At 67.2% G+C, this 20,778-nt stretch carries 16 protein-coding genes and 2 pseudogenes; 8 read left to right on the forward strand and 10 right to left on the reverse strand.

Features of this window, described 5'->3' with window-relative positions; genetic code table 11:
• Positions 1-61: 61 nt before the first annotated feature.
• The 3 genes from ABZ260_RS06510 (at position 62) to ABZ260_RS06520 (ending at position 4,168) form a co-directional block, all read left to right on the forward strand.
• Complete coding sequence (locus ABZ260_RS06510) at positions 62-2,008, forward strand: S9 family peptidase (protein ID WP_355613647.1); 1,947 nt, start codon at positions 62-64, stop codon at positions 2,006-2,008.
• Entirely contained in the window at positions 2,005-3,255 is a 1,251-nt protein-coding gene (locus tag ABZ260_RS06515) for an acyl-CoA thioester hydrolase/BAAT C-terminal domain-containing protein (protein ID WP_355613649.1), read from the forward strand. Before ABZ260_RS06510 ends, ABZ260_RS06515 begins: the two co-directional genes overlap by 4 nt.
• 85 nt (positions 3,256-3,340) lie before the next feature.
• On the forward strand, positions 3,341-4,168 hold the full coding sequence (locus tag ABZ260_RS06520) for a GntR family transcriptional regulator (RefSeq protein WP_355613651.1): 828 nt from the start codon (positions 3,341-3,343) through the stop codon (positions 4,166-4,168).
• On the opposite strand, the gene ABZ260_RS06525 is transcribed toward ABZ260_RS06520, so the two are convergent.
• Positions 4,073-5,293, reverse strand: coding sequence for an ISAs1 family transposase (locus tag ABZ260_RS06525; RefSeq protein ID WP_355613686.1), 1,221 nt, complete (start codon positions 5,291-5,293; stop codon positions 4,073-4,075). The genes ABZ260_RS06520 and ABZ260_RS06525 overlap by 96 nt on opposite strands.
• 535 nt (positions 5,294-5,828) lie before the next feature.
• Here ABZ260_RS06525 and ABZ260_RS06530 point away from each other — a divergent pair.
• From ABZ260_RS06530 to ABZ260_RS06545, 4 genes are all read left to right on the forward strand, one after another.
• Positions 5,829-6,794 carry an ABC transporter permease gene (locus ABZ260_RS06530; RefSeq protein ID WP_355613653.1) on the forward strand — a complete coding sequence of 322 codons (966 nt, stop codon included), beginning with the start codon at positions 5,829-5,831 and terminating at the stop codon, positions 6,792-6,794.
• Entirely contained in the window at positions 6,791-7,672 is an 882-nt protein-coding gene (locus ABZ260_RS06535) for an ABC transporter permease (protein WP_355613655.1), read from the forward strand. The genes ABZ260_RS06530 and ABZ260_RS06535 overlap by 4 nt, the downstream gene beginning before the upstream one ends.
• Positions 7,665-9,527, forward strand: coding sequence for an ABC transporter ATP-binding protein (locus ABZ260_RS06540; protein ID WP_355613657.1), 1,863 nt, complete (start codon positions 7,665-7,667; stop codon positions 9,525-9,527). The genes ABZ260_RS06535 and ABZ260_RS06540 overlap by 8 nt, the downstream gene beginning before the upstream one ends.
• Before the next feature lie 146 nt (positions 9,528-9,673).
• Entirely contained in the window at positions 9,674-11,110 is a 1,437-nt protein-coding gene (locus tag ABZ260_RS06545; protein ID WP_355613659.1) for an ABC transporter substrate-binding protein, read from the forward strand.
• A 195-nt stretch (positions 11,111-11,305) separates the two neighbouring features.
• Here the strand turns inward: ABZ260_RS06545 and ABZ260_RS06550 are convergent, their stop codons facing one another.
• The 9 genes and pseudogenes from ABZ260_RS06550 to ABZ260_RS06590 all read right to left on the reverse strand — a co-directional run.
• Positions 11,306-11,569, reverse strand: coding sequence for a hypothetical protein (locus tag ABZ260_RS06550; RefSeq protein WP_355613660.1), 264 nt, complete (start codon positions 11,567-11,569; stop codon positions 11,306-11,308).
• Positions 11,570-12,671: 1,102 nt separating this feature from the next.
• Positions 12,672-12,968: a hypothetical protein gene (locus tag ABZ260_RS06555; RefSeq protein ID WP_355613662.1), complete on the reverse strand. Its 297-nt coding sequence runs from the start codon at positions 12,966-12,968 to the stop codon at positions 12,672-12,674.
• A 76-nt stretch (positions 12,969-13,044) separates the two neighbouring features.
• Positions 13,045-14,133: a PLP-dependent cysteine synthase family protein gene (locus ABZ260_RS06560; protein ID WP_355613687.1), complete on the reverse strand. Its 1,089-nt coding sequence runs from the start codon at positions 14,131-14,133 to the stop codon at positions 13,045-13,047.
• Positions 14,102-14,803 carry a VOC family protein gene (locus ABZ260_RS06565; RefSeq protein ID WP_355613689.1) on the reverse strand — a complete coding sequence of 234 codons (702 nt, stop codon included), beginning with the start codon at positions 14,801-14,803 and terminating at the stop codon, positions 14,102-14,104. The genes ABZ260_RS06560 and ABZ260_RS06565 overlap by 32 nt, the downstream gene beginning before the upstream one ends.
• Before the next feature lie 32 nt (positions 14,804-14,835).
• Positions 14,836-15,846 (reverse strand): zinc-binding dehydrogenase, encoded by a 1,011-nt coding sequence (locus tag ABZ260_RS06570; protein ID WP_355613664.1) that lies wholly within the window; start codon positions 15,844-15,846, stop codon positions 14,836-14,838.
• Positions 15,847-15,895: 49 nt separating this feature from the next.
• Positions 15,896-16,327, reverse strand: coding sequence for a PaaI family thioesterase (locus ABZ260_RS06575; RefSeq protein ID WP_355613666.1), 432 nt, complete (start codon positions 16,325-16,327; stop codon positions 15,896-15,898).
• Positions 16,324-17,928 (reverse strand): class I adenylate-forming enzyme family protein, encoded by a 1,605-nt coding sequence (locus ABZ260_RS06580; RefSeq protein ID WP_355613668.1) that lies wholly within the window; start codon positions 17,926-17,928, stop codon positions 16,324-16,326. Before ABZ260_RS06580 ends, ABZ260_RS06575 begins: the two co-directional genes overlap by 4 nt.
• 103 nt (positions 17,929-18,031) lie before the next feature.
• Positions 18,032-18,301 carry an arginine deiminase-related protein gene (locus ABZ260_RS06585; RefSeq protein ID WP_355613670.1) on the reverse strand — a complete coding sequence of 90 codons (270 nt, stop codon included), beginning with the start codon at positions 18,299-18,301 and terminating at the stop codon, positions 18,032-18,034.
• Positions 18,302-18,534: 233 nt separating this feature from the next.
• Positions 18,535-19,817 (reverse strand): annotated as a pseudogene (locus tag ABZ260_RS06590) (transposase domain-containing protein); the annotation flags it as partial.
• A gap of 147 nt (positions 19,818-19,964) precedes the next feature.
• Here ABZ260_RS06590 and ABZ260_RS06595 point away from each other — a divergent pair.
• Positions 19,965-20,684, forward strand: a pseudogene (locus ABZ260_RS06595) (transposase family protein); the annotation flags it as partial.
• Positions 20,685-20,778: the final 94 nt, after the last annotated feature.

The raw sequence follows: 20,778 nt of genomic DNA on the forward strand, positions 1-20,778 counted from the left end.
CAGTGGCCGTATCTGGGGCAGTATCTGGGGCACTTTCTGGTGCATTTTTTGGGGCCCGGCGATGAAGGCGTCCGACCTCGGGCTCATCCAGTCGATCGGCTCGCCGTCCTTGTCCCCGGACGGTGGTCACGCGGTGGTCTCCGTCGAACGCGTGGACCTGGCGGCGGACCGCTACTACGCAGACCTGTGGCTGGTTCCGCTTGACGGCGGCCCCGCCCCGTCCCGGCTCACCTCCGGCGAGCTTGATCGCGAACCGTGCTGGTCGCCCGACGGCCGTTGGCTGGCGTTCACCCGCTCGGTCGCGGGTTCCGGACCTCAGCTCTACCTGCTTCCTGCGGCGGGAGGCGACCCCCGCCGGCTCACCAGTCATCCCCTGGGTGTCTCCTCGCCGCGGTGGGCGCCGGACTCGGCCACCCTTGCCTACGTCGCGCGCGTTCCGGAGGCGGGGCGCTACGTCGCACCGATCGCGCAGACAGCGGCCTCCGAGCCGCCGCGTCGTATCACTGAGCTGCGCTATCGCGAGGATGGCGTCGGCTACACGATCGGCCGAAGGAAGCAGATCTTCGGTGTGGACCTAGCCGACGGTGCGGTCTCCCAGTACACCGCCGGGGACGCCGACCACGAGTTCGCTGCGTGGAGTCCGGACGGCACGAGGCTTGCGTTCGTGGCAGCTCGCCATGCTGATCGGGACACGGTGCCTGCGCGGGACGTGTTCGTGATGTCGACGAGTGACGGCCACGTGACGCCGGTGACGCAGACGAGCCTGAGGGCGAGCCACCCCGTCTTCAGCGCGCGCGGTGACCAGGTGTACTTCTTGGGGACCGAGATCGGCGACCGGTTCAACGAGACCTACCTGAACCCGACGTCCCTGTGGGTCGCCGAGCTGACTGACACCGGTGCACTGCCGGCGGAACGCCTGACCGACGCGGAGACGATGGACCTGGTCCCGACGGCCGCAGGACCCGCACTTGCGGTGACCGATCAGGGCGTCCTGGCCATGGTCGCTCGGCGAGGCGCCGTCGACCTCGTGCGTGTGGAGGCAGGCGGCGACGTCGTTGACGTGATCTCCGGGCCGACTCAAGTGCTGGGGTACGACGCGGTCGGCGGGCTGGTCGTGGCCGCGGTGGCGAGCGACACGGAGGCTGGCGAGCTCAGCTGCGTCACGCCGACCGGAGTGCGGCGCCTCACGGCGTTCGGTGCGACGTTGTCGGCCGCGGCACCGGTGGCGCCGATGCGCGAGGTGGCCGGAACCGCTGCCGACGGCCACCCGGTGCACGGGTGGATCCTCCGCCCCTTGGGCGCCGGCCCCTTCCCGGTGATCCTCGCGGTGCACGGCGGACCTCACCGGTACTTCGGGTGGCGGCTGCTCGACCAGGCTCAGGCGTGTGTTGACGCCGGCTACGTGGTCGTCATGGGCAATCCGCGTGGCTCGGCAGGTTACGGGGCCGAGCACGGCCGAGCGGTGCGTCATGCGTTCGGTGACGTCGACGTCCAGGACCTGATGGCGCTCGTCGACATCGCTGTCGACGACTTCGGCGGCGATCCCGATCGGGTGGGCGTCATCGGGGCGTCGTACGGCGGATTCATGGCAGCGTGGCTGGCGGCGACGTCCGACCGGTTCGCTTCGGCGATCGTCGACCGAGCCACCGTGGACTGGTGCGACTCCGACATCGATGACGACGTGGACTACACGCACCTCTACATCGGAGCCGATCCTGAGACGCAGCGGATCAAGTCTCCGCTGACCTTTGCCGAGGACGTCTCGATCCCCGTCCTGGTGATGGTGGCCGAGCAGGACCTGCGCTGCCCCCCGAGCCAGGGCCGCCGGTTCTTCTCGGCGCTGAAACGTGCTGGCCAGCACACCGAGCTGTTGTCGTTCCCGGGAGCGAGCCACATGTTCCACGACAGCGGGTCGCCCCGTCACCGGGAGCTGCGTCTCGATGCCATCATCGATTGGTTCGACGGCACCATGAAGTCGCGAGGCCAAGACATGAGCAACCCCGGATGAGCTTCAGGATCGAGGGTCCGGCGACCAGGTCGCTCGCGGACACGCCGTTCGAGGTGCGCGTCACCGGTGCCGTTCCTCACGACCCGGTCACCTTCCTCGTCAACCTGCCCGGATTCCAGGGCGCTGATTGGGTCGGCAGGTTCACGGCGGTGGCCGACGAACACGGAGTCGTGGACCTCGGAACGACCGCTCTCGACGGATTCGAGGAGCCGGATCCCACCGCGCTCCTGTGGTCGCTGGAGGCACGTCCGGGCACCGCCACCGGGCCAGCGCCGGCGAACGACGAGTTCGCCTGGACCCTCCAGGTGGAGCAGGGCGATCGCTCGGCCGAGGCTCGCTACGTCCGCGAGTTCCGGCGTCAAGGGGTGACCTCGCGCGAGCTGGAGGCGCCGCTGGCCGGGCGACTGTTCGTCCCGGCGGATCCCGGACCGAGACCCGCGGTCATCACCCTGTCCGGATCGGGGGGTGGGATCAACGAGGAGGAAGCAGAGCTGCTCGCCAGTCGGGGGTTCGTGTGCCTGGCCCTGGCCTGCTTCAACTACCCCGGCCGACCCGACGACCTGTTCGAGCTGCCGATCGAGTACGTCGCGACGGCCGTTGAGTGGCTGGCCGCTCTCGACGAGGTCCGGCCGGGAGCGATCGCCGTCAAGGGTCAGTCGCGGGGAGCCGAGCTTAGTCTGCTGGTCGGGGCGCACGTTCCGGGCGTCAAGGCCGTGGCCGCGGTCGTCCCCACCGGCTACGTCTGGGGTTCCTTCACCTCGGACGGCCGGGACGGCGCCGCCTGGACGCTGGCCGGTAGGCCATTGCCAGCGGTCCTGGGGGAGGGTCTCGTGCCTGGTCGCTCCGTCGAGACGGCGGGCGGCATCGCCGCGGCGCCGGGATTCCGTGCAGCGATCGAGTCGACGGGTGAGAACGACCTCGAGAAGGCGGCGATCCCGATCGAGCAGTTCGACGGGCCAGTGCTCCTCCTCTGCGGGGGCGACGACCTGATGTGGGACTCGGTGGAGCTCAGCGACGTTCTGCTGAGTCGCAGGCGAGCCGCGGGTGCGCCGGCTGCGACCCGTCGACTGGTGTTCCCCGGCGCCGGCCACAACCTGGGTCTGCCGTTCACGCCGGTCGTGACGACCACGGTCCATCCGGTCAACGGTGTGGCGTACGCGTACGGCGGGACACGCCGGGGGACGGCTCAGGCGCGCGTCGCCGCCTGGGCGGCATTGATCGACTTCCTGGAGGAGTCGCTGTCATGATGGGCGGGCTGCGACGCCATCCTCCGTCCAGTTGCAGGTTGGTTCGGTCGGAACACGAACGTCAGAAATCGTAGGAGAAGGCACGATGAAGGACGCCGCGCACGGTGGCCTGGCCGCCATGGTCTACACCAACATCAAGGCTCGGATCCTGACCGGCCAGGCTCGGCCGGGGCACGTGCTGGCGGCCCATCAGATCGCGCAGGAGATGGAGGTCAGCCGGACGCCTGCCCACGAGGCGCTGAAGCGTCTTGTCGCCGAGGGCTACCTCGTCGCTCAGCCGCGAGTCGGCTACACGGTCACGCCCATCAACCTCGACGAGATTCGTGACCTGTTCCAGATTCGAATTCGGCTCGAGTGCCTGGCTGCGGAACTGGCAGCCGCCGCTTTCACGCCGGCGCACGCGTCGGCGTTCGAGCTCGCTCACGCCAACGCGATGTCGGAGGTGCAGCGCCTGGAAGGACGCTCACCGAACGACCCGGAGGTCGTCGAGACGATGAGCGGGCTGCACCGTCAGTTTCACCAGATGATCGCGGGCATCTCGGGGAACGGGCGCCTGACAGCGATGATCGGCACGCTCCAGGACGAGATGCAACGATTCTGGGCCCTGGTGCCGGGGTACCTTAGCCAGTCCTACGTCTTCTTCAACGACCCCGAGCACCAGGAGACGTTCGACGCGATCGCTGCCAAGGACGCCGACCGGGCACGCGCCTCGGTCGTGCGGCACCTCCGTGACAACTTGCGCACCTTGTTCGACGCGCTGTTCCCGGACGAGCCGCCGTCCGGAGAGCCGATCGACCTGCCAGGGCTGAAGGAGTTCTCACATCGTGAGACCCAGGGCGATCAGCGGGTTACGGAAGTCGTCGCGCGCCCATCGGGTGCCGTCGGCGATGTTGGTGAAGCCGAGCAGGCGTAGCGCGCCGATCGCGTAGCTGCGCATGGTGGCCAGGATCGACGGTGCCAAGGCGGTACGGACCCTGCACCGGTCCTCCCCGAGCGTGACGTCTCTCACGTAATGATCTTTGTTTTCGATCGACCATTCGCCGCGCACCAGCTCGGCCAGGCGACGTGGAGTGGCCAGCGTCGCGGGCAGGTGGGTGACGCCCAGCACCGCGACGCTCGACAACGGCTTCCAGCGCAGGTCATAGACGTACCGTTCGAGGAGGAAGACCTGTTTGACGTGCGGGAAGCGGGTTCCGGGCGGGGCGGGCATCACCTGGATGGGGACCTCGGTGCGGCCGTGGCCGCGGTCGTAGGTGGTCCATCCGATCGGCACGTCCTTCCAGGCCAGGGCGTCGAGCTGATCGAACAAGCCCGGCTGGTTGCCGCCGACCGGGAAGACGTAGAACGCTTCGCGCCGGTGCAGGTAGCGGGCGTGCTCCTGCTGCGTATGGAGCCTGTCGGCGCTGATCACGACGTTCTTCAGGCAGCCGATCTGGTCCAGCAGCGGGGCGAAGGCAGTGATCTTGTTGGATTTGGAGCTGACGTCGATCGTCGCGACCATGAGGGCGTCGTCGGCCAACTGTGCGCCGAGTCGATGTCGGGCGGGTGTGCCGGGGGTGGCGGTGCCGCGTTGGGTCTTGCCGTCGACGGTCATAGGGATCAACTCGCCGGGGTCGTCGTACAGCTCCCGCAGTTGTCCGGCCCGGTGCGCGGCGTAGGCGGCGTCCACATGCGCCGCGTTGACCCGCGCGATCGTGCGGCACACCGTGTCGGGATGCGGAGCCTGGTAGCGGCCGGTCCGCCGATCGCGCCGGGCTCCGATCTGCTCCAGGACATGCTGAGGGCATCTGGCGATCCAGTGCCGGATCGCCGCGTAGGAGGTCGCGCCGGAGGTGATCGCCGCCTGGACCAGCGCGAGGATGACGACCAGCCGGTGTCGTCGCCCGTGAGGATCACGCGGATCGGGGATCTGCGCCCACACATGGCGAAGATCGGCCATGTCCACGGCCTCGCCGCTGGAATCCGGATGTTCACACTGTCCAGCGTCGTCGACAGCGGTGGTGATGGCGGACAGCACGGGCGGCATGGCAAACTGCACGGACAACGAGGCTCCGTTGGTCGGCTTGGTGTGGAAACCGCCGTTCTACGGGGCCTTGTTGCATATCAGGACTTCGCCACGCCGTACGCGATCGACCTGTGACCTGCCGCCTCACCCAGCCGTCTCAGCATTCGAGAACTCCGTCGGCCCTGGACGACCCGCGGTGGCTCTCGTCCACGGCCAAGAGCGATTAGGGCGCGCAGGCATGACCTGTGCGTTCGGCCCGGCACCCGCCTGACGGCGAACGCGGGCACCGGCAACACGACCCGGGTCGACTGCGATCGACTTTCCCACCGCACGTGGTCGCAGGTGCGCTACCCCGATGCGCCCTGCCGGTTGCGAGACGTCTGAGTCCCGGGCACCGCGACGAGCGGCGGCATCGGTCGTGGGTGTCGTCGTGCCCTCGTCCGTCCCCAATTCGATGGGAAAACCATCGTCGAATCTGTTGACATGTTTATTAACACGCGAGTACGGTCCGACAAGGCTGTTACCGGCGATACTCGCTACTCCGTCTACCGAAATGAGCGATCGACCCATGACATTGCGCTCCACACTTCGATACGTCCTCGGACGTCTCGCTGGAGCGGCCATCCTGCTGGTCGTCTACTCGTTCGGGATCTACTCGTTGCTGGCACTGGCGCCCGGCGATCCGGTGCGGTTGCTGCTGGGCACCCTGCCCGCGACCCCGGACACGATGGAAGCGATTCGCGCGCGCTACAACCTGGACGACCCGTTCCTGGTCCAGTACTGGAACTGGCTGACCGACGCCCTGCACTTCGACCTGGGCCAGTCGGTCCTCACCGGCCAGGGAGTCTCGTCCGCGATCCTGGAGCGCGGCGGCGTCACCGTGCAGCTGGGAACCCTGACCTTCTTGATCACGATGGCCCTGGGTATTCCGCTCGGGATGCTGGCCGGCCTGAAGCGAGGCAGGTTCGTGGACCGGTTCGTCTCCCAGATCTCGATGATCTCGGTGAGCGCGCCGTCGTTCGCGATCGGAATCCTGCTGATCATCGTGCTCGCCGGTCAGCTCAACTGGTTGCCTGCGATCGGTGCAGGTGAGGGCGGAGTCGATCGGCTGCGGCACCTGATCCTGCCGGCGGTGGCTCTTAGCACAGCGACCATTGCTCTGGTCGTCCGTTACACGAGGACAGCCGTCATCGAGGTCGCGGGCCAGGACTACATCATCGCCGCGAGGGCTCGAGGGGTGAAGCCGTCCCGCCTGCTGTTCAACTACGTCCTGCGGAACTCCCTGGTCCCGGTCATCACCGCTGCCGGCGTCGTCCTGAGCTTCGTGATGGTCGGAGCCGTCGTGGTCGAGGCGACCTTCGCCCTTCCGGGCCTGGGCAGTCTCCTGATCAGCGCGGTCCAGCAGAAGGACCTCCCGGTCGTCCAAGGGGTGACGTTGGTGATGGCAGCGACCGTGTTCCTCATCAACCTGGTGACCGACCTTGCCTACCTCGCGGTGGATCCGCGAATCGCCCTGAGTGGGGACAGCCGATGAGCATCGAACCGACCACCGGCGTCGAGGCGCCGGCGGACGCAGCAACCGACCGACGCGCTCGCCGCCGGATTCCGTCGATCAGCGTGATGCTGTGCATCGGCTACCTGTCGTGCATCGTCGTCGCCGGCCTGTTCGGCTCCATGCTGGTGCCGAACGCGAACGTGCAGTCCTTGAGCAACGGGTTGCAAGGGATCTCCGGTGACCACTGGCTGGGTACCGACGACTTGGGGCGCGACATCTTCGGGCGGGTCGTGCTCGGTGCGCGGACGGCGCTGTACGGCCCGCTTCTCATCGCGCTCGGAGCCTTCGTCATCGGCTCCGTGCTGGGGTTGATCGCCGGCTACGTCGGCGGGATTCCGGGCGGGATCATCATGCGGTGGGTCGACCTGATGTACGCGCTCCCTGGCGTCCTGGTCGCCATCGTCGCCATCGGCGTGCTTGGAGGTGGCTACTGGGTCGCCGTCGCGGTGATCATGTTCCTGTCCGCGCCCTATGACACCCGACTGGTTCGTGCGGCCACCATCGAGCAGAAGTCGCGACCGTACGTCGAAGCTGCTCGAACGCTCGGCATGTCGCGAACACGCGTCATGTTCCGGCACCTGTGGCCGAACGTCCTGCCGCTGGCCGTCTCGCAAGCGTTCCTGAGCTTCGCATTCGCACTCATCAACCTGTCGGCTCTCTCGTTCCTCGGTCTCGGATCGACACCGGGCAGCGCCGACTGGGGCACCATGCTGGCCGAGAGCCAGGCGATCCTGCTCGACAACCCTCTCACCGCGGTCGGCCCTGCGCTCGCGATCATCTTCGCCGCCGTGAGCGTGAACGCCCTGGGCGACTTCGTCTTCGACCGGCTGTCCACGAAGGAAGGCCGCAATGCCTGAGCACGCTTCTAGGCTCCTCGACGTAGATGACCTGACGATCGGCCACAGCGTCGGCGGAGAAGAACGGATACTCGTCGACGGCGTCGACCTTCACGTCGATCTCGGCGAGACGATCGGTATCGTCGGCGAGTCCGGGAGCGGCAAGTCGCTGTCGGTCCGGTCCCTTCTCCAGCTGCTCCCGGCAGGGTTCAACACCACGGGCTCTGCGCAGCTCGGTGGCATCAACGTGCTGACCGCATCGGAGCGCGACATGCGCCGAGTGCGCGGTCGGCAGGCCAGCATGATCCTTCAGGACCCGTTCACGATGCTGAACCCGCTGATGCGGGTCGGGCACCACCTCGAAGAGGTGCTGCGCGAGAAGCCGCAGTACCGCGCGATGTCGAAGGCTGAACGTCGCGCCGAGGTGCAGCGGCGGTTGGAAGAGGTCGGGATCACGGACCCCGCCGTCTCGCGCCGGTACCCGTTCCAGCTCTCGGGTGGCATGCGTCAACGGGTGGGCATCGCCGCCACGCTGGCGACGGACCCCGACATGATCATCGCCGACGAGCCGACGACGGCGCTGGACACCGTGACGCAGCAGGAGATCCTCAAGCTCCTGATCTCGATCCAGCGGCAGCGACGGATGTCGATGATCATGATCACCCACGACCTGCGCGTCGCGTTCGCGGCCTGCGACCGCGTCTACGTTATGTACGCCGGCGCCATGATGGAAGCCGGCCCGTCGGACGAGCTGTCCAGGTCGCCGAGACATCCGTACACGCTGGGCCTGCTTGCCTCGGAGCCACCGCTGGGCCGTCGGCTCGCCCGGCTTCCTGTCATCAAGGGAGAGCTGCCGCACGTCCGTGAACGGCGGATCGGGTGTCGATTCGCCGAACGGTGCGAGTGGGCCACTCCGGACTGCTCGCGGCAGCGAGTTCAGCTGGTGCAGATCGACGACGACCGTGCGTCGGCCTGCATCCGCGTCGACGAGATCCGGCGTGACCTGGATGCCAGGTTCGAGATCGTCGAGGAGGGCGAGCAGCTGGCTGCGCCGCAGGACGTGTCGGCGCCGGTCGTCGTCTCGCTCGAGGGTGTCTCCAAGGAGTACGGCCACGGCAACAAGGCGGTGGCCGCCCTCAAGGAGGTCTCGCTGACGGTCCGCCAAGGGCAAGCCGTCGCGCTCGTCGGCGAATCGGGTTCTGGCAAGACGACCCTGGGTCGTTGCCTGGTCGGGCTGGAGTCCATCACCAGTGGCGCCGCCGAGGTCTTCGGGATCGACATCACCCAGGGGTCCCGGATGTCGCGCTCGGACCTCCGAACCTGGCGCTCGAAGGTGCAGTACGTCTTCCAGGACCCGTACTCCTCGCTCAATCCGCGGATGACCGTCGGTCAAACCCTGGCGGAAGCCGGCCGCCAGGCGGCACTGTCCGGCGATCCCCGGGTCTTGACGGTGGCCGAGGTGCTCGAGCGCGTCGGGCTCCGACCGCACTACGCCGCACGTCGGCCTGCGGCGCTCTCCGGTGGCGAGCGGCAGCGGATCGCGATCGGGCGGGCCCTGGCGCTCAATCCGGAGCTGCTGATCTGTGACGAGCCCGTGTCCGCTCTGGACGTCTCGGTCCAAGCACAGGTCCTGAACCTTCTCAACGACATCCGTCGGGAGACGGGCATCGCCCTCCTCTTCATCACGCACGACCTGGCCGTGGTGCGCCAGGTCGCGGACACCGTCTACGTGCTCGAGAAGGGCCGGGTCGTGGAGGCGGGCACCGCAGAAATTATGGATTCTCCGAACTCGGGGTACACGAAACAGCTGCTTGAAGCAGTGCCCAGAACGTCATCCGACTGGCTGGGGAAGCACTCACAGATGGGTCAGGTATGAACAGATCCGTCCGCAGGCTTCGCATGGGCATCGCTGCCCTGGGAGTTCTGTTGGTCGCAGGTGCGTGTAGTTCGTCCTCGGACGACGGCGCCGGCGAAGACCGGTCGACCGGGACCCTGACTATCGCCACCAGCGGTATTCGCAGCATGGACCCTGCTCGTCAGTACGATCAGCCGGCGCTCTGGGTCAACGGGCTCGCGCTCGAAGGCCTGATCAAGCTCGACAACACCGGCAAGGTGCAGCCTGCGCTCGCCACCAAGGTAGACAACCCAGATCCTCTTACCTACGTCTACACCCTGCGCGAAGGCGTCAAGTTCTGGAACGACGCCGAAGTCACTCCCGATGACGTCGTGTACTCCTTGCGCCGGTACCAGGACCAGACCGCGCAGACCGCGAGCAAGTACAAGTCCGTTGACACGATCACGGCCACGGGCCCGATGGAAGTCACCGTCAAGCTCAAGCAGCCCGACTCGGCGTGGCAGTACACCCCGGCGTACGCCGGGCAGATCGTCGAGAAGAAGTTCGCCGAGGCTCACGAGAAGGATCTCGGTGGACCTGGTGTGCTGACGATGGGCACCGGGCCGTGGAAGCCGAAGGACTTCAACTCCAGCGCCGGCATGACCTTTGTCAAGAACGACGGGTGGTGGGGCGCTGCCGAGACCGGGGACGACTTCAAGGAGTCGTGGAAGACGGTCAAGCTGGTCTTCGCCGCGCCCGTCCCGGGAGCAGCCGCACTTCGAGCAGGCGACGTGGACGGTGTCGTCGGTGGTGACGGAACGGCGTTCGCCGGATCGAGCTCGGAGCTCACGAAGGCGCCCACCGAGACGCTCGGCTACATCACCCTCCTGACCGACAAGGGCCCCTTGGCCGATGTGCACGTTCGACGGGCCATCGCCCACCTCGTGGACCGCGAGGCGATCATCAAGTCGGCGTTGAGGGGATTCGGAGACCCGGCGCCCTACATGACGTCGCAGCGGGTGTGGACGGAGCTTCCGAAGGAGGACGTCGCGACGGCGTACGACCAGATCGCGTCGTACGACTACGATCTCGACGCCGCGAAGCGGGAGCTGGAGCAATCGGCGTACGCCGACGGCGCGACGATCGTGGCCGAGGTCATCTCGACCTACCCGTCCTTCGTGCGGGCGACCGAGATCCTCAAGGAGGAGGCTGCCAAGATCGGTCTCACGATCACGATCAAGGGAGAGCCTGGGGCTGAGTGGTTGACCAACTCGAGCGATCACAAGATCGAGCTGACCATGTCGACGTACTCGAGTCTGTCACCGGACCCGAACTTCTACCCGAACACCCTGATGCGTGCCGACGGGTTGCCGGCAGGCGGATCGAACTACGCCAACCTCGACGTCCCCGGTCTTGACGGCTTCATTCGAACCGCAAGCTCTGCGGGAGCGCAGAGCAAGGAGCAGCTCGACGCCGTCGTCGGTGCGTTGAAGGCCAACGCGGCGGAGGTCGGGTACATCCCGGTCTACACGCAGCAGGCCGTCTTCGCGCACGATCCCAAGATCTCGTTCGAGAACTTCTCGCAGTACGCGATGGGATCGCCGTACCCGCTCTACCTGAAGTAGAGAGCCCGCAGCCGCGCCGGACCACGACCTGTCGGCGGGTGTCGACGTCGGTGCTCGTGGCCCCATTCCTCATCAGATAGAGATCTGCTGTGTCATCGATTCTGTCCGCATCCGTACTGCCGTCCACCGAGCGCCGCGCTCGCGCCAAGCACGTCCTGATGTGTCCTCCGCAGTACTTCGACGTGCTCTACTCCATCAATCCCTGGATGGACCCGGGGGCACAACGCCCACATCTTCTACCTCGCCTGCGACGAGGCACACAAGCGGCTGTGCAACCAGGTGTTTTTCACCAAGATCACCCTCACCGAAGACCTCGACGTGCGCTCTGAGTTCACCGGCGTCTACGAGACCATCCTCAACCCCACCAACCGGCTCCACGCCGAGCTCTGGCAGCGCACCGGCCAGCTCCACCCCGACATCCACCTGGGCCGGCACGAAGAAACCCTGCCCACCGATCACGGGGGCAGGCTTAGAACTTCGACCAAATGGTGGACCTCCGTAGAGACTTTGAGAACCCCTACCAAGCCCACAAAACAGTGCATTCCCGCTGGTCAAAAGGGTACTACCGGACCCAGGTGAGGGTGGTTCAACCCCCTGTTCGGGACTCTCGAGGGCCGATCGTGGGGGCAGTTGGGAAGGTTCAAACCTTTCTCACGCCCACCCAGGTCGCCGAGTTGGTGATCGCCTACGAGGCCGGCGCGACCACGACGGAGCTCGGCGCGCGCTTTGGAATCCACCGTCGGACAGTGACCGTCCCGCGCGCACCAATTCCACCATCTGCCGGCGGAACTCCGGCGGATAGTTGTTCGGCACAGTGAACTCCTTCTTTCGAGAACCAGGGTTCCCCAGAAATCAGGTGTCCACCAAACCGGGTCAACTCCAAAGGACCGTAGATGGGTCGCCCGTGATCGGGCGGCCCACGACGCATTTCTGAGGGTCCGTTTGTTATCGACGGACGCGTTGGACGGGTGATCCGAGGTGGTCTGGGTGCATGGCGGTGTGAAGTTCTACCGCGGCGCAGCGGCAGCAGTACGGGCCTATGTCGAGGCCGATCGATCCCGTGCGGATGACTACTACCTCGGTGAGAGCACCGGTGTCGCAGCCCGGCTGAGGACCACCCCGGGCGGTGCCTGTGGACAGACCATCGGGAGCGCGCCGCGTAGAGACGCACAGACTGATGAGTCGTCGCCCAGCTGCCCGGCTGACGCCGAGCGATTCGTAGACCTCATTGCGCGATAATCCGTCCTCGATGAGCCGCGAGAGCGCAGCCCCAGCCCTTGCCTCAGCGACCGCAACTGCACCCTCGGTGGAACCGAGCGCAGTGAGCGCCCGGCGGTCCTCACGCACCGCCGCGTTGATCCGAGCCCGCCGCGCGGAACCGAACGGGGTGCGCTCGTCGGCTTCCGCGATCAGCTGATCGACTCGCGTCGACGCTTCGCGTTGTCGAGCTCTCAGCGCCTTCGTCGTTTCGCTACACATCAGTTCCTCCGATCCGCGATTTATCAGTGCCGACAAGCACCTCACAGACCCGCCACTGGACAGCGACCGCGAAGAAGTCGCCTCACTGCGCTCGAAAGGAGAACTGCCACACACCTCGATGCTGGTCTGGTTGCAAGGTCTTCTCGGTCGTCACCAGCGGCAGGCCGTAGCGGTAGGCCTCCAGGCCCAGCTGGTAGCCGCGCCGGTACGACGCGTCGTCGGCGACGGCCGGATCGGTGAACGCTCCACCGAGCAGTGCTGCCAGCAGAACGGTGGCGCCCAGGGGCGCGAGCCGGCGAGGCTTCGTGCGGCGCATCGGGATCCTTTCGTCGGGCCGGAACCGGCCCGGGGTGAGGGCAGAATCCTCGAAGCGTGCCAAGGCGCCATCGGAGTCGTCTTGATCCCATGCGACGACTTCTTGACCTGGCGCGACACCTAGGTCGTCGGCGCTGCACTCAACGCACGTCAAACCTCTCCAGGAACCCGCGGTAGGGCTCGAGGTCGAGGCCCTGGTCGAGGAGCCAGGCGTCGTTGTAGTAGGTGTGGGCGTAGCGTTCGCCGCCGTCGCAGAGCAGCGTGACGATGCTTCCGGTCTGTCCCGCGTCGCGCATGCGCTCGACCACTTTCAGGCTCGCCCAGATGTTGGTGCCGGTGGACCCGCCGACGGTACGACCCAGAACCCCGGAGACCCAGCGGGCCGCGGCGATGGATGCGGCGTCGGGCACCCGGATCATGTCGTCGACCACGCCACCGACGAACGACGGCTCGACACGCATCCGACCGATACCCTCGATCCGTGAGGGAGCCGAGGTCGTGGCGCCCGACGTGTCCTGCTCCCAACCGTCCAGGAACGCCGAGTTCTCCGGATCGGCCACCAGGACCTGGGTGTCGAACCGGCGGTACCGGACGAACCGTCCGATGGTCGCTGACGTGCCGCCCGTGCCCGCCCCCACCACGATCCACGACGGACACGGATGCCGCTCGGAGCGCAGCTGCTCGAAGATCGACTCAGCGATATTGTTGTTGCCGCGCCAGTCGGTCGCACGTTCGGCGTAGGTGAACTGGTCCAGGTAGTGGCCGCCGGTCTCGGCCTCGAGCCGGCGCGCCTCGTCGTACACGGCAACGGCGTCGTCGACCAGGTGGCACTGACCGCCGTAGAACTCGATCAAGGAGATCTTCTCGGGGCTGGTCGACTTCGGCATGACCGCGACGAAGGGCAGGCCGATCAACCGCGCGAAGTAAGCCTCGCTCACGGCCGTCGAGCCGCTGGACGCCTCGATGATGGTGCTGCCGCGACCGATCCACCCGTTGCACAGCGCGTACAGGAACAGCGATCGCGCCAGCCGGTGCTTCAGACTGCCGGTCGGATGGACCGACTCGTCCTTGAGGTACAGGTCGATGCCCTCGACCGACAGCGGTACGACATGCAGATGAGTGTCGGCACTCCGGTTCGCGTCGGCATCGAGCCGCCGGATCGCCTCGGCAATCCAGGCACGCTGCTCACTGGTCGTCCTAGGCACGGGGTACCGAGCCCACCGGATCAGCGTGCCAGCGAACGTTGCACACGAGGCCGTCGAGGAGCACGTGAGGTTCAGGAGGAGCGATCGCCCAGTCGACGGCGACGACTCCAGCACTCCCTTCACGCAGCCGGACCGTGAGGTCACCGTCGGTCACCGCCGGTGTCCCCGGTTCGGCGTCGTCGGGCGACAGGCCGCAGCAGACGAGGAGGCCCTGCAACCAGGCCGGATCCGGTACCTCCAAGTCCAACGAGCTGATCGCCGGACCGCGTACTGGCCCCCTCGGCATCCCCGACTTCCATCGGATCAGGAACGGGACGAACGGGTGCAGGACGTGCCCGGCTATCTCGCAGGTCTCCCAGACGTAGGTCTCGCCGTCAGGAGCGACCCGGCTGCTCTCGACCGGGTCGCCCGTTTCCACACCGTAGTCCAGGAGCCGCCGGCGGCAGGCGTCGAGCTCGGGGACGCTGATGGCCCAGGTCAGCGGTCCCACCCGCGAACGAACCGCTCGGGCCGTGGCGTGGGACGACTCCTCGACTGCGTCGATCAGCTCCAGATACGCGTCCCTCGGGCCGCGAACGAGCGCGTTCGTCGTACCGGTCGGATGGCTGCCGCCAGGAACCGCCGTGAGCCCTGCCCGGCTCCATCGAGCGATTGCCTCGTCGAGTCCGCGCACCGACACGACGACATGGTCCACCTTGCTCTGCCCACCAGTGGGCTCTGTGTCTCTCAACGGTCCGGGGCCACGACGATCTTGCCGAGGACCTGACGCTGCTCAAGAAGGTCGAAGGCGGTGCGGACGTCGGACAGGGGCAGCACCCGATCGATGGGGGGACGCAGCTTGCCGACGCGGACGAGCTCGATCAAGGACTCCAGGTCCGATCGGAGCCACCCGTCCGAGCCCCGGATGTCCAGCTCGTACGACCAGACGTAGCGGAGGTCGGTCTCGACCGCGTAGCCGGCGGTTGCTCCGCAGTTGAGCAGGCGCCCTCCCTTCCGCAGGGAGCGCAACGAGGGGGCCCAGGTGTCGCCGCCGGTGAAGTTGACCACCACGTCGAGACCGCCCGCCCCCGAGACCCGGGGCTTGCCATGACGCTCGTGCACGGCCTTCATGAAGTCGTCGTCTCGATAGTTGATGCCTTCGTCGGCGCCGAGCGCGGCAAGCTGTTCGAGCTTGGCGTCGGTCGACGCGGCAGCGATGACGTGCGCTCCGGCCAGGCTGGCGAGCTGGACACAACCCGTTCCGACCCCTCCGGACGCGCCGAGGACCAGCACCTTATCGCCGGGGCCGACCTCGCCGCGGGTGACCATCATGCGGTACGCCGTCCCGTAGGCCACCGGCAGCGCTGCGGCGTCGGTGAACGAGACGTCGTGCGGCAACCGGATCAATGTCCTGGCGTTGACGGCGACGCGCTCGGCCAGTCCACCATCCATCGTCTCGCCCACCAGCTTGTTCTCGACCGCGTCCCAGGGATCGATCAGGACCCGATCACCGACGTGCCAGCCCTCGACCTCGGCGCCGACCTCGGCGATCTCGCCAGCGATGTCGATGCCCATGATGATCGGGAACGGGATGGTGATGCCGGGCATCCCACGCAGGGTGAACAGGTCGTGGTAGTTCAGCGCGCAAGCCCTGACGTCGACGACGACCTCACCGGCCCCGGCGACGGGGTCGGGCCAATCGTCGTGGACCGTGATGAGCTCCGAATGGCCGTGCTCACTGATGACTGCAGCCCTCACGCTGCTTCCTTTCCGTGGATGTGGCAGATGCCGTGGTGGTGCGCTCGAGCTATCCGAAGGCGGTGCTCAACGTGGCTCGACCGATCGCGGTCAACCTGCCCTGATCGTCGGTGACGTTGACGTCCGCGACGCCCACGCTCCTGCCCGCCCGCCGCATCGTCGCCGTCGCGGTCAGCCTGGTGCCGCTGGAGGGCCTCAGGTAGTCGACCCGCAGGTTCACCGTGGGCGGCACGACACCGGTCGACAGGATCGTCGCGAACACCGCCGCGGTGTCGATCAACGACGCGACAGGGCCGCCGTGGAACTGCGGTTCGCCGCCGATGCGCTCCAGCTCCGGACGTAAGGGCATCTCCAGCACGAGACTGCCCGCCTCCGCGTCCGTGGCCGTGCACCGGAGTCCCAGGAACTCGTTGTACGGCGAGGTGCTGAGCAGCGCGTTCAGCCCGGCCGGGCTCGTGTCCAGATCCTCGTTGTCCGTCATGCCAACCATCCTTCGTTGCTCGTCTCCAGCTGCATCGCGATCTCGTGAAGCTTCCGTTTGTCGATCTTGTTGGTTCCTGCAAGGGGCAGCTCGTCGACGGTCGCGATGCGCCGTGGATGCAGGTAGGCAGGCGCCTGCTCGATCACGAAGGACTTCACCGCTCCAGCGGTCAGGTGCGCTCCCGCGCTCATCACGATGAAGGCGACCGGGATGCGTCCGCGTTCGTCGTCAGGGAGGGAGACCACCGCCGCCTGTCCGATGGCGGGGTGCCGCTCGAGGATCGTCTCGAGCTCGCCCGGATAGATGTTCTCCCCTCCGCAGACGAACATGTCGTCGGCTCGGCCCACGAAGTAGAAGAACCCGTTGTCATCGCGACGCATCACGTCGCCGCTGTAGTACCACCCGTCTCCGAACGACGTCGCATTGAGGTGCGGCAGACCGCGGTAGCCATCGGTCACAGCGGGGTTGCGCATCGTGAGCACGCCGTGGGTGTCGTCGGGACCGTCGACGAGCCTGACCTCCGACCCGGGCAGCGGGTAGCCGAGCGCGAGCGGCGGCCTGGCGATCCCGTCCGGATGCGCTCCGAAGATCGCCGGACCGGTCTCCGTCGTGCCGTAGGACACGACCACGTCGGCGTCAGGGATCGCGTCGGCGATCCTGGCGACCTGCTCCTGGGTGATCGGAGCGGAGCCGAGCGACAGCGACCTGACGGACCTGAGACGTGATGTGTCGTCGGCAACCTCGCCCAGGACGCGGATCCACATCGTGGGCACCGCGGCGACACTGGTCACTCCGTAGCGCTCGATCGCGTCGACATAGGCGGAGGCGTCGAATCGCGGGCAGATCACCGTCGTGAATCCGAGCGCGAGGCCCCGGCACAGGGTCACCAAGCCGTTCATGTGGAACAGCGGCTGGGCGATGATCTGGGTCTCGATCCGCCGAGGAGGCTCCGAGGACAACGTGCGAAGCGCCCACAGCTGACCCGCATGCGTGAGCGGGACGCCTTTCGGCAGGCCGCTGGATCCGGAGGTGTAGAGGATCTCGGCAAGCCCGTCCGACGGCGGCTCGATCCCGGCGAGGGCCTCACCGGCCGAGTCCTGGCAGGTGGTGGCCAGATCCTGGAGGAACGGGGTCTGAGGATCGTCGAAGTCGATACTGGGAGTTCGCTCGGCCAGCGCTTCCCGCCCTGCGGCGTCGACGAAGGTCAGCACCACCCCGGCGTCCTCGATGACATGGTCGAGAACGTCACCGCCGGACCGCACGTTGATCGGGACCGCCACCAGGCCGGCCTTCATGATGCCGAGGTACGCCACCACGTACTCGACCCGGTTGGCCGACATGATCCCGATGCGGTCTCCGCTGGCGTACGAGCTGGCGACCAGCTCGGCAGCGAGCGCCGTGACCAGCCTGCTGAGCTCGGGGTACGTGTACCCGACTGGAACACCGGGGACGCGCAAATCCAGGACCGCGAGCCGGTCCGTCGATGCTCCGTGCACCCCGGCGAGATCGCCGAGGTTGGCGACGTTCGCGAGGGCCAGCCCCGCCCGGGGGCTGCTGCGCCTCGTTCCCTTTCGAAGCTGGGCGTCGAGCGTCGGCTCCATAAGCCCTCCTCCGTACGACGTCCCCATGGACGCAATAAACATGTTTAATAAAATGTTACCGCGAAACTGCTGTGCCAGTCCACTGCGTGGCGACCGCACCCGCCTACGCCCGAGCCTCGGGGCGAGGCAGGTGGATGCCAGCGATCATGCACCGGATCGACCCTCCGGCCAGCTCGATCGTCGGCACCTCGACGTCCAGAATCGTCAGGTGCTCGGCGACGGCGCTACGTTGCGACTCCGTCAAGCTGTTGCGAGCACGGGTCGACATCACCAGGTAACGCCCGTCGGTTCCCTCGACCTCGATCGCATTGCCGGCGAACTCGTCGATCTGCGCCAACGTCAAGGGGACGACCGCGTGCCCGGAAGCCGTCACCGAGCACTCGTGGCGGAGCTCGGCGAGGCCGGCTGCATATCCTCTGGCTGCTCCTGCTCCTGCTCCTGCTCCTGCTCCTGCTCCTGCTCCTGCTCCTGCTCCTGCTCCTGCTCCTGCTCCTGCTCGGATGGCGGTGGTGGGGGCGGGACGGTCTGCCCCTCGTGGACGACGACCAGAACGTCGGTGACGTTCTGGCTGGTCAGTGGGCGTTCATCACTGTGAGGGCGGGCGTGGTAGCGAGAGATGGGAGATTTCACCTTGCGGACGCTGATGCGCGGGCGGCGTGGTGGCAGCAGGCCGTCCAAGACCGCGCGGCCGATAACGCCGACCAGGTCGAGAGGGGCAGCCGGGTCAGCGGGAAGGACGCCCGAGGCGATGATGACCTGGTCACGAGCGGCCTGTGCGGCGGTCTTGAAGCAGGCCCGGTCCGGATCGGTGCCGGGCACCGACTCGGCGGCGGCGACCATGGCCATCCGCAACGCCTGATAGACGGTCAGCAGCGCCCACAGCTCCTGCTCCAGCCCGATCGGGTCGCCCGAGCGCAGTACCCGCCCGCCCAGCAGCGTGTGCCGTAACGCCAGGTAGGCCGATTCGATCTCCCGCCGCTCGTGGTAGAGCCGGATCAGCGCTGCGGCGCTGTCACGGCGCGGGTCGAGCAAGGTCGTGGCCAACCGATAGCGGCCGGCGACCTTGGTGCCATCGGCGCAGATCACGGTGATGTCGGCGTCGATGATCCGCACGACCATCTCGCCGATCCGGGACAGGAACGAGCCGTCGCACAACCGGGCGGCCATCGGCGGGCGGCGGGTGCTTTTGAGCCGGACCAGGAACTGCGCGCCGCTCCCGGCCACCGCGCCCAGCACCTGGTTGCCGTCGAAGGCGCGATCGGCCAGGACCAGCATGTCCGGGCCGAGCAGCCCGCAAAGCCGCCGCGCGTAGCGTGTCTCGCCGGTGGTGATCGACCCGAACACCGCGCCGAGCAGGCCGCGGGTGCCGGTCTCCACCAGGGTCATGAGCATCACGGTTGGATAGCCCGCCCAGGCCAGCCGATGTTTGATCTTCGTCAGCCAGGAACGGTTCCGCTCGCAGTCGGGCACCTTGATCGAGCTGCAGCCGTCAAGGCGACGGTGCGCCAGCGCCGATAGCGCGTTCCTGGTGTGTGCGGCTGCGCCAACGGACCGGCCAGGATCTCGAACAGTTCCCGCAGCGGGGCCGCCCCCACCCGGCGCCGGAGATCTCGCAACGCCTTCTCGCAGGGACGCGGCACCGCGAGCTGCCTGAATGCGGCCACCAGCTTGCCCCACACGCCCAGGTAGCCCAGCTCCGGGAACAGGCCCAAGGCCAGCACGAAGTAGACCCCGACCCGTGAGGGCAGGTTCCGCAGCCGCTGCTGGGTCTTGCCGGTGTCCTCCAGGACCGCGTCAACCAGCTCGAACGGCAGGTGCTGGGTCAGCTCTCCCAGATGGCCGGGGGCGAAGACGCCGCTGGCGAGCGTGATGGTGCGGGTGAGGGTCATGGTGGCAGAATCGGTACGCAACGGGACCTCGGGGCTCGGGTGGATCTTGGTCGATCGCCTGGTGTACCAGAGGTCCCGTTCCTCTTCACACCAGGGTCCCTGCCGTACTCACGAACAGCTTGCCAAGCGCCCGAGATCCTTAACTACGCGGCTTTGTGTTTTGAGCAGGCGGTGATGGGACTGCGCTGGTTTCGCGACCGCACCGACCGGGGCGCTCTCGGCCGCGACCACGGCGTCTCCCGCGCCACCGCCTACCGCTACATCGACGAGGTCATCGACGTCCTGGCCGACCAGGCGCCCGACCTGCACCAAGTCTTGCGGCGCGCCAGCGACGAGGGCCTCACCCACCTGATCTTGGACGGCACGGTCATCGCCACCGACCGCTGCGCCGAAAAGACCATCAGCGTCAAAGGCGAACCCATCGACCTGTGGTACTCCGGAAAGGCCCACCACCACGGCGGTAACATCCAGGCGCTGTCCGCGCCCTGCGGCCTGCCGCTGTGGGTCTCCGAGGTCGAACCCGGATCGGTGCACGACCTGACCGCCGCCCGCGCACACGTCCTGGGAGCGCTGTACAAGGCCGCCGCCGACGGGCTTCCCACCCTGGCCGACTCCGGCTACGACGGCGCCGGCATCGGCATTCTCACTCCGGTCAAACAGCCCTCCGGCGGCCGGCCCCTCGACCTCGACACCCGCACCCGCAACGCGCTCCTGCGCGCCCTGCGCTGCCTGGGAGAACGAGGCTTCGCCCTGCTCACACAGCGCTGGCGCACCCTCCAGCGCATCACCGCCAGCCCCAGCCGAATCGGCGACATCGTCAAAGCCGCGCTCGTTCTCACCCATTTCGAACACGGCTACTTGAAATGAAAGTCGCTGAGATCACCTCATTGGACTCAACCGGGCGCACACAGGTCGGGACTCCGGTAAACGATGGTCTGCCACGACCACCTGTTCCTCCGGA

It is taken from the genome of Streptosporangium sp. NPDC006013 (assembly GCF_040614275.1).
Taxonomy (GTDB): Bacteria; Actinomycetota; Actinomycetes; order Streptosporangiales; family Streptosporangiaceae; genus Streptosporangium.

What these genes read in the sequence shown, in the direction of transcription:
- ABZ260_RS06575 (WP_355613666.1), bottom strand. Translation starts at nt 16,327, where the DNA reads ATGACGGACAACGAGGATCTGGACACGAGCCCGGCCGGGCTGAACGCG.
- ABZ260_RS06520 (WP_355613651.1), top strand. Translation starts at nt 3,341, where the DNA reads ATGAAGGACGCCGCGCACGGTGGCCTGGCCGCCATGGTCTACACCAAC.
- ABZ260_RS06510 (WP_355613647.1), top strand. Translation starts at nt 62, where the DNA reads ATGAAGGCGTCCGACCTCGGGCTCATCCAGTCGATCGGCTCGCCGTCC.
- ABZ260_RS06530 (WP_355613653.1), top strand. Translation starts at nt 5,829, where the DNA reads ATGACATTGCGCTCCACACTTCGATACGTCCTCGGACGTCTCGCTGGA.
- ABZ260_RS06535 (WP_355613655.1), top strand. Translation starts at nt 6,791, where the DNA reads ATGAGCATCGAACCGACCACCGGCGTCGAGGCGCCGGCGGACGCAGCA.
- ABZ260_RS06515 (WP_355613649.1), top strand. Translation starts at nt 2,005, where the DNA reads ATGAGCTTCAGGATCGAGGGTCCGGCGACCAGGTCGCTCGCGGACACG.
- ABZ260_RS06545 (WP_355613659.1), top strand. Translation starts at nt 9,674, where the DNA reads ATGGACCCTGCTCGTCAGTACGATCAGCCGGCGCTCTGGGTCAACGGG.
- ABZ260_RS06580 (WP_355613668.1), bottom strand. Translation starts at nt 17,928, where the DNA reads ATGGAGCCGACGCTCGACGCCCAGCTTCGAAAGGGAACGAGGCGCAGC.
- ABZ260_RS06540 (WP_355613657.1), top strand. Translation starts at nt 7,665, where the DNA reads ATGCCTGAGCACGCTTCTAGGCTCCTCGACGTAGATGACCTGACGATC.